Raw genomic sequence first — 2,070 nt, 5'->3', positions numbered from 1 at the left:
ACTGGCGGCCAGCGCGAAGGCACTGGATCCGCCCGGGATGGCCATGAGGACTACCCGCCGGCGGCCCCAAGCAAAAAGAATTAATCCGCGGTTTTCGGAGTTCGCATCCCTCCCTACCCCGCAGGCCTGTGGGCATTTCCCTGCTGGCCGTTGGGCCAGCCACTGATCGACGCTGCTTGGACGCCCCGCAGTGCCCGCGCCGCCCGGCATGGCAACGAAAACCGACGGTGTGGACCTGCATCCGGAGCGACATGCGTTCACCGTCCAAGTCTTCGGCAATGACGATGCGCCCCCGAGTACCAAAGGCCTGCCCCAGATGCATGCCCGCCCGGCGGTCGCGGACGATTCCGCACATGGCCATGAGCCAATGCCCGCCGGTGCGCATTTATTCATGGCCGCTAGTCTTTTGCGAGCTTCCGGCGCCGACCGCGGACGGGACTGACGCAATGGCGGAGACCGCGGGGCATAAACACCACGCACCATGTCCGAACCATCCCGCACGTTTGAGAGCCCTGAGCATGACATGGATGGCAGAGACCGCTGCGCTGTCAGCGCTCAGTTCTGACGAATCCGAAGCACGCCACCACAGTCTCGCGGCGCGAGCAGCTTCGCCCCGCAGATGTTGCTCTTTCGACCGTCAGCCGTCGGCGGACCGCAGGCCTACGAAGGGAGGAAGCTCCCTTGTTCGCCAATGGTGCTGTCAACCGATAGACCTGGCTGTAACAGACAGGAAAAATCGGCATCGCCACCGAGGTCGTGGACGCTACCGTGCAGACGTTGAAGGTGGGTGACAGGGACATGGAACACCTATGCGAGCTCGTCGGCAAGAAACAACTCGCCAGGCGCACCGCCCCAGTGGAGAACCGTGCCAATATCGGTCGGGGGCTCGATGGCTTCACCAATCCACGGGTACACGCGGTTGGCAGGTATCGGAATGCCATGTCCACCAACGAGATTGTCGAGTACGCCTTCTGAATCAAGATCGAATCGAAGTGTCTTGAAGAACTCTTCACCAGTCAGGCTGTAGCACTGCGCTATCCGCCCCGCTAGCAGGCTGGCCGCATGATGGGGCCACTGCGTAGGCGCCATGCCGGCCTGCTCCACGGAAACCGTCGAATCCTCAGTGCTGGCAACAATCAGCCTGCTGCGACTTGGCATGAATGTCAGCATTGGCTTCATCCGCATGCTCATCGTTACAGGGGTTGCCGGCCTCGGACACGTACTGCGGATCGTCGCCTATACGGTCGCGGTGATCTCCGGGCTACGGCATGCCGAACAGCACCTCGCCGGACGAACCCAGAAGGCGGCATTCACCATCGGAACCCTGATCGCAAGCGCAAGCACAAGCGCTGACCTGCTCGGTGGTTGCATTGCCGAACCACGAAGGCGCCGAAGTGATCCTGCGCGGAGTCCATTTCGGGCTTGCAGTCAACGGCGCGGTCATCCTCATGGATGCACCGATCAGCTTCTGTTCCTTCCCAAGAAGGTCCCGGCAGCCGGCGCCCAAGCACCCTGACCAACGCCTACACTGCCGACTTCGGCCTCTCTGAGGCCAGATTCCCATAAAACAGATTCTGCTTGAGGACTTCAGTCCGCGTGAAGCTTTCCGATCGGAACAGCGCTGCCGGATGGGTAAGCGACCTTTGAATCGCGAGGACCCCTACGGGTTGGTCAGTATGGGCGAGACTGCGCAGTTGCCGCATCTTGGAACCACGGACGCCCCAGACTCAATATCAATCCAATCCCGGCTCTGCCCATCCTGCAGGGAGCCACCCCCGCGGCCGGGTGGGCGATCGAGGCCTGGACGGAAATACGAGCGCCGTTTTGGGTTGAAAGACAGGGGCGCACTTTGTTCGAATCGTCTGTTGGAGTTATTAGGTGGATCTGGTGCGAGGCAAAGCCCTCTCGCTTCGTCAATGGTGGACCACGTATTTAGTCCGTTGACAGCTTTGGTCTGCCTCGTGAGGCGCGGATCACTTTCACCAATCTATTCAAAACGGCCATCTTCTTTCTCGTATCGACCCCTGCTTCCCTTTGTTGGCGGGGAATAATGGAGCCCACTTTGAAGGT

Annotated in this window: 1 protein-coding gene; it reads right to left on the bottom strand. The window is 60.7% G+C overall.

Annotation, left to right across the window (positions count from 1 at the left end):
• Positions 1-807: 807 nt before the first annotated feature.
• Entirely contained in the window at positions 808-1,170 is a 363-nt protein-coding gene (locus tag Q2T94_RS20455) for a hypothetical protein (protein WP_302266480.1), read from the bottom strand.
• Positions 1,171-2,070 lie beyond the last annotated feature (900 nt).

Origin of the sequence: Paeniglutamicibacter sulfureus (genome assembly GCF_030512175.1) — a bacterium.
Lineage (GTDB): Bacteria > Actinomycetota > Actinomycetes > Actinomycetales > Micrococcaceae > Paeniglutamicibacter > Paeniglutamicibacter sulfureus.
The sequence above is the reverse complement of the archived record's forward strand: the minus strand, read 5'-3'. Positions and strand labels throughout refer to the sequence as shown.

What these genes read in the sequence shown, in the direction of transcription:
- Q2T94_RS20455 (WP_302266480.1), bottom strand. Translation starts at nt 1,170, where the DNA reads ATGCTGACATTCATGCCAAGTCGCAGCAGGCTGATTGTTGCCAGCACT.